Genomic DNA, 11417 nt, shown 5'->3' with positions numbered 1-11417 from the left:
TGGCGCATGAGCCAGACGGGGGTGTGGTCGGTGGCCTGGCGCAGGCAGGCGCGCAAAAAAGTGTCGTTTTGCAGGGGGGCAAATGCGCCTGCGGACTGTGGGGACGAATGAGGCATGTTCATGGGATGAATTGTGGCAGGGTGTTGGGCGGTTTTCTATCACATAGGCGTAAGTTCAACGCGATGCGCAATAGAGGATGGCTGGAAAGGTGCTGAGTCAAGCCCAGAAAAATCGATTCAATCCAAAAAACCAGTAAACTAAAAAATGGAACACAGCGGCCACGGCGCAAAAAACGGCTGCGACATGAAAGCTCCACAGTGCCATGGGAAACAGACCTTCCCAAAGTATGAAACTCCAACTACAAATGCGCGCCACCCTCGGTGATCGAAAAATACTTTTTTCAGGCAAAGGACCATGCACAGCTTGGTCCAGAAAGACTGTCAAAGCCTGTCCTGAACGCCATTCTGGCCGCATGAATTTGATCCAGCCAGACACAAAGTAAGAGCCCAAGCTTTGCAAAGTCACGTACCAGAAGGCGATGCGCCAGGCCTCAGCGGGCTCGGTGAAGGTGCTCAATCCGTGCGCCAAGAGCAAGCCGGTCAATCCGACCAAGCTCATGAAATCACTGCCGCCGTTGAATGCGCCACGCCAACGCAGCAAGAGCAAAACTGCCAAGACGAAAAGTGTGAGTGAAACCCCCAGTTCGGCATGGCCTGCCATCAAGACCAGAGAGAACAGACAACGCATCCACAGCAAGCCCTTGTAAATGGGGACTTCAAACAAGCGGTCCAAGAGCCAGCGCATGGGGAGGTTGGGAATCTCTTGGCGTTGAATCCCCCAGTCGCCTACCCTGTCCATGCGGACGAGCTTCAGGTACTCCAAAGTCTGCAGCAAAAGGCTCCAGCCCAGCAAGACCTCAAAAGTCCGGATGGCGGTGGCCAAGTCCAAGTTCATGTTGTCCATGGCAACACCGGAGACTGGAGCAGCAAAGACGCTTGATGGTCAGGTAAAAACAGCAAGCGGACTTCAAACTGAAAGGACCGAAGCTCAGCTGAGCTTTCGGTTGCCAGGGGGGATGAGGCTGCCCAATTTGTCATCGCCGCTTGTCTGGCCAAACGGGTGACGAGCCGGTAGCTGGCATGACTGCGGATGTCTCCGTTTTCTGGCAAATCGTAGATGTCTGAGCTCAGGTGTTCAACCAGGTTTTGGTGCGACAGGGCCAAATTGACTTCGGGGTTGTGTAGCCACTGCAAAGGGTGTCGTGCTTTGCGCGGGTAGTGCATTCGCCAGTCCGACCATTGCCCATCTGGGCCCTGTGTCCTGACCCACAAACGCGGTGCGGGTCCCAGGCCATGAAAAAACTGCCAGTTTGGAAAAAACGCCCGAAATAAAAACCACCAAGGTCCTGACAAGGTTCGGGTTTTCTTTCGGAACACCATGGCCAAACCCAGTAAGGCAAAGTAGGCAGCGGCCATGATGACAAAGAGATCCATGGCGTGAATTATCGATCGGAACGCCGCCTCTTTTCGCCGGGTTCAGGTCCTGCCTCTACGCGGCTCGACTTGAAATGGGACATGTCATAAGCAAAGGCATCATCCTCGCTGGCGGCTCCGGCGTCCGCCTTTATCCCGTGAGCAGCAGGTGTGCGACATCGCAGCGGACACAATGAGCGCAGCTTGCGATGGGACGATCTTGGCTGGCGGCCAAAGACGCAGAGGGGCATTTCTTGGCGGGCGCTGAAAAGTTTGCCTGAGGCTGCGAGCGCACAAGACTTGCAGACAGGTGGCCTCTCAGCCGAGCGCTGCTTTCAGCGCTCAGTGGCCCAGCACTTTGATCTTGGCTGCTGCATCCCGTGCCCGTTGCAGTGCATCGACACCTTGCGCCAGCGCTACGGCCATGCGTCGATAAGGCCGCGTGGTGGGCTTGCCGAAAATGCGCACGTCGACGCCCGGTTCAGACAAAGCCGCGTCAACGCCCGTGAACGTCGGTTGGCTGCCTTCTTTGTCGGCCAACACCACAGCGCTGGCACCTTCCACACAATCGATGCGCGGAATCGGCAGACCCAAAATGGCGCGGGCATGCAGGTCAAACTCACTCAGGTTCTGACTGATCAATGTCACCATACCGGTGTCATGCGGGCGGGGACTCAGTTCGCTGAAGATCACTTCGTCTGGGGTTACAAAAAACTCCACCCCAAACAGGCCCGCACCGCCTAAATCGGTGGTGACTTTTTCGGCCATGTCTTGCGCGGCTTGGATTTGCTCGGGTGTCATGCCTTGGGGCTGCCAGCTGTATTGGTAGTCACCGCGCTCTTGCACATGGCCAATGGGTGGGCAAAACAGGGTTTGCCCATTGCGCTGGCGCACCGTGAGCAGGGTGATTTCAAACTCGAAGTGGATGAACTCTTCGACGATGACTTTCTGGCGGTCGCCGCGCATGCCCGCGCAGGCATAGTCCCAGCTGGCTTGCACGTCCGCGGCCGTCTTGGCCACGCTCTGGCCTTTGCCCGATGAACTCATGACCGGCTTGATGACGACCGGAAAGCCGATCTCGGTGGCTTTGGCCAGCAGTTCGGCGGCCGAATCGGCGTAGGCAAATTTGGCGGTGCGCACACCCAGGCCCACGGCCACATCTCGGATGCGGTCGCGGTTCATGGTCAGGTTGGCGGCGCGGGCGCTGGGGATGACTTCAAAGCCCTGCTTTTCCACGTCCAGCAGCACCTCGGTGCGGATGGCTTCGATCTCGGGCACGATCAGCTCGGGTTGGTATTTGGCGATGGCCGCGCGCAAAGCGGCTTCGTCGAGCATGCTGAACACACAAAACTCGTCGGCCACTTGCATGGCGGGGGCGCCCGCGTAGCTGTCGCAGGCGATCACGTGGCAGCCTAGGCGTTTGGCGCTGATGACGAATTCTTTGCCGAGTTCACCAGAACCCAGAAGCAGGATTTTTTTCATGCTCAGGCCTTCTGGAAGTCGGTGTGAATTTGCCGCATTTGCGCCGCGGTCAGACGGTTACCGTGCTGGCTGACCACCGCAGCGGCGGCACGGTTGGCCAATGCTGCCGCTTGCGCCGGGCTTTGGCCGTGGGTGATGCCGTACAAAAAGGCGCCGGCAAACATGTCACCGGCGCCGTTGGTGTCCACGGCTTGGGTCGGCACGGCGGGCACTTCGATGCGCTGTTGGCCTTGCACGACGATGCAGCCTTTGGGGCCACGCGTCAGGCAGACGGTTTTAGCCAAAGCCGACAGCTGGCCGATGATGGCGTCCAGATCGGAGGTGCCGCACCAGGTTTGCGCTTCTTCTTCGTTGGCAAACAAATAGTCCAGACCGTCGCCGATCATGGCTTCCAAGCCTGCGCGGCAGAAGTTGATCATGCTCACATCGCTGAGGGTCAGCGCGGTTTGCACTTTGTGCTCGATCGCAATTTGGCGGCCTTTCACTGCGGCCTCGAGACCCGTGGGCGAAGCGGCCAAGTAGCCTTCCATGTAATAAATTTTGGACTTGGCGATGTCTTGCGGATGCAAGGCCGTGGCGTCCAGCTGGGATGTCGCACCTAAAAATGTGCACATGCTGCGCTCAGCGTCGGGCGTGACCAGCACCATGCAACTGCCGGTTTGGCCTTCGGTGGGGCGCGTGTGGGTCAGGTTGGTCGCCACGCCGTTGGTTTGCAGGTCTTGTGTGTAGTAGGCACCCAGCTCGTCGTCGGCCACACGGCATGAGTAAAAAGCCTTGCCGCCCAATTGGGCCAGCGCCACCACCGTGTTGCCGGCCGAGCCACCACCGGTTCGGCGGGCGTGCAGGCCTTGCACATGGGTGAGCAGTTCTGCGCGTTGGGGCGTATCGATCAGGGTCATGTGCCGCTTGCTCACGCCCATGGCGCTCAGCAGTGCATCGGAAACTTCGTATTCGGTATCGACCAAGGCGTTGCCGATGGCGTAGAGGTGGTAGTGGGACATGAGGGTATTCAAAAATGAAAAACACCGAGTTTAGCGGTCACTCACATCAGGCCCTGCTCCGCCATGGACAAGGCCAGCCCTTGGCCCACAATGATGTGGTCGAGCACGCGCACATCCACCAGGGCCAAAGAGGCCTTCAGGGTCTGGGTCAGGTGCTCGTCGGCCCGGCTGGGCTGCACCGAGCCGCTGGGGTGGTTGTGTGAGAGCACCACGGCGGCAGCCTGGTGGTGCAGGGCGCGCAGCACCACTTCGCGCGGGTAAACGCTGGTTTGGCTGAGCGTGCCCCGAAAAAGCTCTTCCATGGCCAGCATGCGGTTTTGGTGGTCCAGAAACAGCACGGCAAACACCTCGTGGTTTTTGTGGGCCAGCTGCAGCTGCAAGTATTCTTTGACGGCGCCAGGCGTGTGAAAGGCCTCGCGCTCTTTGAGGCGCTGGCTCAGCGCCCGGCGGGCCATCTCGAACACGGCCAGCAGCTCAGCCTGTTTGGCCGGTCCCAGGCCTTTGACCATCTTGAGCGATTGCACCGATGCATTGAGCAGGCCCGCGATGCCGTCTGGTCTCAGCAACTCTTCAGACAGCTGGAAGACGTTTTTTCCCGCCATGCCGGTGCGCAGCAAGATGGCCAAAAGCTCCACGTCGCTGAGCGCTTGAGGGCCACGGGCGAGCAGCTTTTCGCGTGGCCGCGCGTCAGCTGGCAAGTCTTTGATGCTCATGCTTTGCCCCTCCCTGGAGCGGCCTTCGGTCCTGCATTTCCCCTTGGCTGGGGCAGCTTGGCCGGGCTTTTTACAATAGTGGCTTCTTTATGCCCGTTTGGCCGCATGAGCGGCATTCCAGAAAACCCTTATGTCCATTGTCGAACCCGCCTCTTTCTTGACGCTTCACTACCGCTTGGCAGGGCCACAGGGGGACATCATCAACACGTTCAATGAAAAGCCCGCCACCATGTCGCTGGGTTCAGGCACCTTGTCGCCAGCCTTGGAGCGGCGTTTGCTGGGCTTGGCCGAGGGCACTCGGGTGGTGATGGAGATCCCGGCGGGCGAGGCTTTCGGCGACCGCATTGCCGACATGCAGCAATGGGTGGCCCGCAAGCTGCTGAGCGAATTGGGCGATCCGACCGAAAAATACGCGACAGGCGATGTGGTTCAATTTCCCACGCCGGATGGTCTGGGTTCTTATGCCGGTACCGTGTTGCAAGTGAACGAGGAGGGCGCGGTGTTGTTTGACTTCAACCACCCGCTGGCTGGTCAGCCTGTGACCTTTGAAGTTGAACTGATTGGAGTGCTGTGATGACGTCTGAAGTTCTTTTGGCCGAGCCACGCGGTTTTTGCGCCGGGGTGGACCGTGCGATCGACATCGTCGAGCACGCCCTCAACAAGTTCGGCCGCCCAATTTATGTGCGCCACGAGATCGTGCACAACACCTATGTGGTGGATGATCTGAAAAAAAAGGGTGCGATCTTCATTGAGGAGCTGTCCGATGTGCCGCCGGGGGCCACCTTGATCTTCAGCGCCCATGGTGTGAGTCGGGCGATCCAGGATGAGGCAGAGCGACGTGGTTTCCGGATTTTTGACGCCACTTGCCCACTGGTGAGCAAGGTCCATGTGGAGCTGGCCAAGCTGCACAAGGAAGGCTACGAGTTCATCATGATTGGCCACAAAGGCCACCCCGAGGTGGAAGGCACCATGGGCCAACTGGACAGCGGCATCCACCTGGTTGAAGAGGTGGAAGATGTGGCCAAGGTGCAACCCACCCAGACCGATTTGCTGGCCGTGGTCACGCAAACCACGCTCAGCGTGGACGATGCCGCCGAGATTGTGGCTGCTGTCAGGGCGCGCTTTCCTCAGGTGCGCGAGCCCAAGCAGCAAGACATTTGCTATGCCACCCAGAACCGGCAAGATGCCGTCAAGCTGATGAGCCCGCTGGTGGATGTGGTGATCGTGGTGGGCAGTCCCACCAGCTCCAACAGCAACCGCCTGCGCGAGTTGGCCGACCGCTTGGGCACGCCTGCCTACATGGTGGACTCTGCCGCCGATCTGCAAGAGGCATGGTTTGACGGTGCGCAAAAAGTAGGTCTGACCGCAGGTGCTTCGGCCCCCGATGTGCTGGTGCAAGAGGTGATTTCTCGATTGCGCACCTTGGGCGCGGTGTCGGTGCGCACGCTCGAGGGCATTCAGGAAACCATCAAGTTCCCGCTGCCCAAGGGTTTGAAACTGGATGCCGCAGAGAACCCATAACCCGGCTCACTACAATCCTTACATGCTTGATATTGTTTTACTTCGCAAAGATCTGGACGCCGTTGTCGCGCGTTTGCAGACCCGTAAAAATCCCCAGCCCTTCCTGAATGTGGACGCATTTCGTGCTTTGGAGGGCGAGCGCAAAACGCTGCAAACCCGTACCGAAGAGCTGCAAAGCCAACGCAACAGCCTCTCCAAACAAATCGGCATGCTCAAGGGAAAGGGCCAGCATGCCGAGGCCGATGCCGTGATGGCGCAAGTGGGTGCGATCAAGGACGAGTTGGATGCTTCGGCGCAGCGGCTGGAGGTGATTCAGGCCGAACTCCAAAACCTGCTCTTGGCCGTTCCCAATTTGCCGCATGAGAGCGTGCCGGTGGGCGAGGGTGAAGAAGGCAACATCGAGGTGCGCCGCTGGGGCAGCGTGCGCAGTTTTGACTTCGAGCTCAAGGACCATGTGGACATTGGTGGCCCACTGGGCCTAGACTTTGAGACCGGCACGAAGCTGACCGGCTCGCGCTTCACCTTCATGCGCGGCCCGGTGGCTCGTTTGCACCGGGCACTGGCCCAATTCATGCTCGATGTGCAGACCAGCGAGCACGGCTACACCGAGTGCTACACGCCCTACATTGTGAACGCTGACACGCTGCGCGGCACAGGCCAGTTGCCCAAGTTCGAGGCCGATTTGTTTGCCGCCAACAAGGGCGGCCAAGAGGGCGAAGAAAGCCAGGCGCTGTACCTGATCCCCACCTCAGAAGTGACACTCACCAACGTCGTGCGTGACGAGGTGTTGGCCGAGAGCGATTTACCGATCAAGCTGACGGCGCACACCCCGTGCTTTCGCTCTGAAGCAGGCAGCGGCGGGCGCGATGTGCGTGGCCTGATTCGCCAGCACCAGTTTGATAAAGTGGAGATGGTGCAGATCGTGCACCCCGAACAGAGTTACGAAGCGCTCGAAGCCATGACGGGCCACGCTGAGGCCATTTTGCAAAAGCTGGGCTTGCCTTACCGGATGATGAGTTTGTGCACCGGCGACATGGGCTTTGGCGCGAGCAAGACCTATGACCTGGAGGTCTGGGTGCCCGCGCAAAACACTTACCGCGAGATCAGCTCGGTGTCCAATTGCGAGGCCTTCCAGGCCCGCCGTTTGCAGGCCCGTTTCAAAAATGCGCAAGGCAAAAACGAGTTGGTGCACACGCTGAATGGTTCCGGCTTGGCCGTGGGCCGAGCGCTGGTGGCCGTGCTGGAGAACTACCAAAATGCTGACGGCACCGTCACTGTGCCTGAGGTGCTGAGGCCCTACTTGGGCGGCTTAGAGAGGTTGTCGGCCTGATAGAATATAGGCTTCGACAAACGAAACCGAACCCGGAGAGGTGGCAGAGTGGTCGAATGTACCTGACTCGAAATCAGGCGTAGTGGCAACACTACCGAGGGTTCGAATCCCTCCCTCTCCGCCAGAACAAGTCCTGCCAACTCGCTCAGTCGGGTTGTCAGGCGCTCAGAGCCCCGCACCACGCGGGGCTTTTTGCTATGGGCTCCTGACTGACCCCATGGGCACCCACCCCAGAAATCCGTCTCAAACCTCGGTTTGTCTCAGAACCTCCTGACTTTTTGACCGCGATACGGCAGGAGGGGGAAGGCGAAAAGTCGGGGGTTCGGCGCCGTACCGATTAGCGGCCTCAATTTAATTGTCCCCTTGTTAACCCCATGGCTTCAAATCCGATATGAATTTGGCAGAGCGAATCCTTTGTATCCATGAGTACCTCTGTCCTTGGAAGCCTGAAGTGGAATCCGGATCAAGTCTTACGGGACAGGCCAACTCTTCTGGGTCGTCAAAATCCACTTGGTATCTGGCTGTATCCAAGTAAGGACTAATTCGAACTATTCTTGATACATGTGTGATGGCGCTAACGGGACGGCTCACGTATACGGCAATCCACTTAAGCGAATCAATTCGACGGAAGTTGATTCGAACTGGATACCAGCTTCTTTCCTCGACGAAGTGTTTAAGGAAACTGTCTTCGGTCGCTCCCACTATAAGCATGTCTGGTATCTCAATGCTTGGGGAAGATATGTTTTTTGAATGCATAACCTTCTCAGTCAGATGAGACTCCTCTGAATATATCCACTTTAGTTTCAAGGCATTTGCGCAGATTCAGGTCATGCGCGCCAACCTCAAACCAGCCAGATGGCTTCTGATAGAAATCCAATCCTCTGCCGATCTTGATGATCCAGCCGTTGTCGAGACGGATTTCGCGGTCGTGGATGTTGGGGTTGAGCTTGACCTCCAACTCGACGTCAAGCTCCAGCAGGCTCTGCTTGAGCTCTTCCAGCTTCTCTGCCATCTCAGCCAGCGGGGTCTTGTCGTCGTGCCCCGTGATCAAGGAGATCTTTTTCACGGTGCCAGCTTTCAGCACCGTCTCGCAGAACCGAACAAAGTTCTGGATCTGGTGCTGCAGCCGGATGTAAGGATCTTCGATGACCACGGCCTTCGCGCCCTGCAGGTACGGCCCCATGATGGATTCGTAGCTGTAGCCGGTGTCTCCGTAGAGGATGGTGAAGTGCTGCTCTTTGGGGCCTTCTGAGGGGGGTGGTGCTGCGACGGGGTTAACCGGTGCGGCAGCTTGGGGAGCGGTGCGCTCGGCTTGTGGCTCTTGCGCTGCCGGAGCAGGCTCCGAAGCAGGCGTCGCCGCAGTCGACTGGTCTTCTGTCTGTCGAAGCCTCCGGCGCGCCGGCTCTTGGGTGGCAATGGCGTCTTTGGACTCCGGGCAGAACACCACGACTTCTTCACCACCATGCCCGTGGACTTCCACTTGATGCTGATCCCGTCTTTGTTCACCGTGATCCGTTCGATCAGCGCTTTGGCGATGCATGCCTGCTCAGCCGGAAACAAGTTGTCCCAGACCTGGTCAATCGACTGCAGCGTCTGGATTGCATCGGCTTCGCTGATGTCTGGTCGAGACAAGGTGACTTCACGGACTGCCGCTGCAAGGATTTCCGGCGCTCTCAACACGCCCCGCAGTTGCTCGACCACAACCCCTTCGATTTCGCCGGCCGGCACACGTCGGACTTCGCAGGCCTCTTTGCCGAGCTTGATGGCGTCGGTGTTGATGTAGTAGCGGTACTGCTTTGGACCCTTGCTGGTCCAGCCAGGCGTGAAGGCCCGGCCCTCTGAGGAAAAAATCAACCCGCGCAACATGGACGGCGTCTTGGTTTCGCGCATCCCACAGCCGCCCTTGACGTGCTTGTCGCCGGCTTTGAGCAGATCCTGCACCACGTCCCAGACCTCTTGATCAATGATGGCGCTGTGTTCGCCCGGGTACTGCTGCCCCTTGTAGGCGGCCATACCGATATAGACAGGGTTCTTGAACACCTTGTAGACATAGCCCTTGGTGATCAACTTGCCTTGGCGTTCAATCCCCTTGCCGGTGGTCCAAGACTTGGATGTGACGCCCCTGGCGCGCATGTCTCTCACAAGCGTGGCCATCGAGGGCATCGCAGCGAACCTCGTGAACATCTCCCGCACGACCTTCGCCTCTTCCGGGTTGGGTATCAGCTTGCGGTCTGAAACGTCATAGCCCAGGGGTGGCATTCCACCCATCCAGATACCGCGCTGGCGTGAGGCAGCAATCTTGTCGCGCACTCGCTCGCCAGCCAGCTCTCGTTCGAACTGGGCAAAGGACAGCAGGATGTTCAACGTCAGCCGGCCCATGGAGGTGGTGGTGTTAAAGGCTTTACCCGAGCGCATTCAAATCGTGGTGTCCTGCCTAGAGGGCGAAGTTAAAGAGGCGTTAGAGACAAAAGGCGCATGGGATGCTTTGGTTGTGGAGCCACTTGATCCAAAAGGGCAAAGGCAGCTCCTCACGGAGTACCTGCAGCGTTTCAACAAGTCATTGCCTGCGGACTTGCTAAGCCAGGCGCTTGGGCATGCCCTACCCCCTGTTGTATTCGGCAGTGCTTCCAGCCGGTCGCACCCGATCACTGGACTTCGATGCAGAGGGCTGCATCCAGGTGGTGTATTGGAGCGGCGAGGTGTTGAAAGTAGACCCGGCAGGGCAGGTGTGTGACAGGCAGCAGCAGCTGTCTGACCCCGAGGTGGTGGCACCCACCGGCTTGCCGGCCCCCATCCATCTGCGCGTCAGCTCAGCCGATGGATCGGTCCACACTTTCGCTTGCAAAGATGGCTCGCTGTGGCGTTATTGGACAAGCACGGGTCAGTGTTCAAGGTTGCCTGGCGAGAAGCCGCCATCGTTTGCTCAAGCCATGTCGGGATTAGAAAAGACCTGCAACTGCGCGCTGGTGAGACGCGAAATGGCCGCGGCACGTCAGCTCGTACCTTGAACGTTGAATGCATGGCATCTGAACGCCAACTTATTCGCGGGCATCGGTCTTGGTGGGCCCGTTGGACGCCAGGCTTAAATCAGAATCTGATCATGCGCATGTCTGCCCATCAAGGCACTCCTCCTGGGCAGGTTCTGGCATGGGCCTCACCTGTTTTTTCCGCCCTCCCGTCACGCGACAGTGATCTGATCGCAGAATCAGCGTTTGGTATTTTTGCCTGCGCAGCCGAAGCCCAAATTGCCGTTGAATTGATTTCGCAGGATCAAGTTTTGCTCGCCGTTCAAAGGGCCACCGACAGGATTTTGTTGCTGCGCGGAACGGGACGCAGCCTCGAGGGATGGATGACGCCAGATCACATCCAGTTCGCCAAATGCTTGGCAAGCCGATTGCTCGCTTGGACGACAAGTCTTCAAGGAAAGTTAGAGATACAGCCGAGATTGCCCGGCACAGGCATCGTGGATCACTGCCATCCTGATCTCATCAGCGGCACTGAATTGATCGAAGTGAAAATGTCGCGCACCCTCTTCAGGCTCCCGGATATTCAGCAACTGCTCGTGTATTGCGCCCTGGCTTGGTTGGGGACAGACAGACAGATCGAGCGCGTCACTTTGGCAAACCCAATGCTGGGTGTGGCTTGGAGTTTTGAAATCCGGGCGCTCATTCGCGACATATCAGGTCATTCACCGGCCAGGTTTTTCGACCAGTTTGATGAGATGAGTCGAGGTGATTCTCGCCCATGACCTTGCACATGGGAGGCCTGGCTGTGTGATTGGAGTCGTTATTCTCTGCGGAGTTGCTTGAACATCTGTAAACTTGGACTTGAAGGTTTATAAGGCTGTTGTTTGGCTTTGAAAACTGAGCCACTTTGATGGGAATTTGCATCCAAATTT

Annotated in this window: 13 protein-coding genes, 1 tRNA gene and 1 pseudogene; 7 read left to right on the top strand and 8 right to left on the bottom strand. The window is 58.1% G+C overall.

Going from position 1 to position 11417, the window contains the following annotated elements:
- Nucleotides 1–216: 216 nt before the first annotated feature.
- The gene (locus ABWQ00_RS15095; RefSeq protein WP_353239483.1) at nt 217–963 is read right to left on the bottom strand and encodes an HTTM domain-containing protein; all 747 of its coding nucleotides are present in this window, start codon (nt 961–963) and stop codon (nt 217–219) included.
- Entirely contained in the window at nt 951–1493 is a 543-nt protein-coding gene (locus ABWQ00_RS15090) for a hypothetical protein (protein WP_353239482.1), read from the bottom strand. Before ABWQ00_RS15090 ends, ABWQ00_RS15095 begins: the two co-directional genes overlap by 13 nt.
- A 74-nt stretch (nt 1494–1567) precedes the next feature.
- On the opposite strand from ABWQ00_RS15090, the gene ABWQ00_RS15085 reads away from it, so the two are divergent.
- On the top strand, nt 1568–1669 hold the full coding sequence (locus ABWQ00_RS15085; RefSeq protein WP_353239481.1) for a sugar phosphate nucleotidyltransferase: 102 nt from the start codon (nt 1568–1570) through the stop codon (nt 1667–1669).
- Nucleotides 1670–1814: 145 nt separating this feature from the next.
- Here the strand turns inward: ABWQ00_RS15085 and purT are convergent, their stop codons facing one another.
- Genes purT through radC form a run of 3 tightly spaced genes read right to left on the bottom strand, consistent with a single transcriptional unit; the run spans nt 1815 to nt 4668 of the window.
- Nucleotides 1815–2954, bottom strand: a complete 1140-nt coding sequence (gene purT, locus ABWQ00_RS15080) for a formate-dependent phosphoribosylglycinamide formyltransferase (RefSeq protein ID WP_353239480.1) — start codon at nt 2952–2954, stop codon at nt 1815–1817.
- A gap of 2 nt (nt 2955–2956) precedes the next feature.
- The gene (locus ABWQ00_RS15075) at nt 2957–3955 is read right to left on the bottom strand and encodes an adenosine kinase (RefSeq protein ID WP_353239479.1); all 999 of its coding nucleotides are present in this window, start codon (nt 3953–3955) and stop codon (nt 2957–2959) included.
- Nucleotides 3956–3996: 41 nt separating this feature from the next.
- Nucleotides 3997–4668, bottom strand: coding sequence for a RadC family protein (gene radC / locus ABWQ00_RS15070; protein WP_353239478.1), 672 nt, complete (start codon nt 4666–4668; stop codon nt 3997–3999).
- A 130-nt stretch (nt 4669–4798) separates the two neighbouring features.
- Here radC and ABWQ00_RS15065 point away from each other — a divergent pair, with 130 nt between their 5' ends.
- The 4 genes from ABWQ00_RS15065 to ABWQ00_RS15050 all read left to right on the top strand — a co-directional run bounded on the left by ABWQ00_RS15065 (nt 4799) and on the right by ABWQ00_RS15050 (nt 7643).
- Nucleotides 4799–5242: an FKBP-type peptidyl-prolyl cis-trans isomerase gene (locus ABWQ00_RS15065; RefSeq protein ID WP_353239477.1), complete on the top strand. Its 444-nt coding sequence runs from the start codon at nt 4799–4801 to the stop codon at nt 5240–5242.
- Nucleotides 5242–6189 (top strand): 4-hydroxy-3-methylbut-2-enyl diphosphate reductase, encoded by a 948-nt coding sequence (gene ispH, locus ABWQ00_RS15060; protein ID WP_353239476.1) that lies wholly within the window; start codon nt 5242–5244, stop codon nt 6187–6189. Before ABWQ00_RS15065 ends, ispH begins: the two co-directional genes overlap by 1 nt.
- A 22-nt stretch (nt 6190–6211) precedes the next feature.
- A complete protein-coding gene (gene serS / locus ABWQ00_RS15055; RefSeq protein ID WP_353239475.1) occupies nt 6212–7519 on the top strand; it encodes a serine--tRNA ligase in 1308 nt (435 codons plus the stop codon).
- Between the two features lie 34 nt (nt 7520–7553).
- Nucleotides 7554–7643, top strand: a tRNA-Ser gene (locus ABWQ00_RS15050).
- 242 nt (nt 7644–7885) lie between these two features.
- Here ABWQ00_RS15050 and ABWQ00_RS16370 read toward each other — a convergent pair.
- The 3 genes and pseudogenes from ABWQ00_RS16370 to ABWQ00_RS16360 all read right to left on the bottom strand — a co-directional run.
- On the bottom strand, nt 7886–8230 hold the full coding sequence (locus ABWQ00_RS16370) for a DUF8743 domain-containing protein (RefSeq protein ID WP_502908159.1): 345 nt from the start codon (nt 8228–8230) through the stop codon (nt 7886–7888).
- A 52-nt stretch (nt 8231–8282) separates the two neighbouring features.
- Complete coding sequence (locus ABWQ00_RS16365) at nt 8283–9059, bottom strand: MIT C-terminal domain-containing protein (protein ID WP_502908158.1); 777 nt, start codon at nt 9057–9059, stop codon at nt 8283–8285.
- 395 nt (nt 9060–9454) lie between these two features.
- A pseudogene (locus tag ABWQ00_RS16360) lies at nt 9455–9934 on the bottom strand (recombinase family protein); the annotation flags it as partial.
- A gap of 179 nt (nt 9935–10113) precedes the next feature.
- On the opposite strand from ABWQ00_RS16360, the gene ABWQ00_RS15035 reads away from it, so the two are divergent.
- Together ABWQ00_RS15035 and ABWQ00_RS15030 are read left to right on the top strand one after the other, a co-directional pair.
- Complete coding sequence (locus ABWQ00_RS15035) at nt 10114–10527, top strand: hypothetical protein (RefSeq protein ID WP_353239472.1); 414 nt, start codon at nt 10114–10116, stop codon at nt 10525–10527.
- Between the two features lie 92 nt (nt 10528–10619).
- Nucleotides 10620–11267, top strand: a complete 648-nt coding sequence (locus ABWQ00_RS15030; RefSeq protein WP_353239471.1) for a hypothetical protein — start codon at nt 10620–10622, stop codon at nt 11265–11267.
- The last annotated feature ends 150 nt before the right edge of the window (nt 11268–11417 follow it).

This window comes from Limnohabitans sp. (assembly GCF_040400975.1).
Lineage (GTDB): Bacteria > Pseudomonadota > Gammaproteobacteria > Burkholderiales > Burkholderiaceae_C > Limnohabitans_A.
Note: the sequence above shows the minus strand (reverse complement) of the source record. Positions and strands in the feature narration are given on the sequence as shown.